The sequence below is a fragment of the Tamlana crocina genome, from assembly GCF_012037625.1.
Map to the genome: position 1 here is coordinate 1 of NZ_JAAVJS010000750.1, position 305 is coordinate 305.

General features: G+C 39.7%; 1 protein-coding gene. It reads left to right on the forward strand.

Going from position 1 to position 305, the window contains the following annotated elements; translation table 11 throughout:
* The coding region (locus HC176_RS18845) for a thioredoxin family protein (protein ID WP_167920497.1) at positions 1-260 on the forward strand (260 nt) is incomplete at its 5' end.
* Positions 261-305 lie beyond the last annotated feature (45 nt).

Genomic DNA, 305 nt, shown 5'->3' on the forward strand with positions numbered 1-305 from the left:
CCATGACTTTTGAACAATACAGCAGCTATTTTGAAACCATAAAAATTACTCCTTTAGAAGAGCAGGAAAAACCTTATGATAATCCAGATTATTTGGATTATACTAAACTAAACTGGTCTCGCATGAACCGTTGGCTAAAGACAGGGAAAATAACAGAGGAGCTTAAAAATACACTTCAACAGATTTACAAGCCCCAGCATTGGATCGTTATTACCGAACCCTGGTGCGGGGACGCGGCACATATTACCCCTTTTCTTTAACTAGCCGGCCGGGAAAACCCTATGATAGATATCTCGTATGAATTA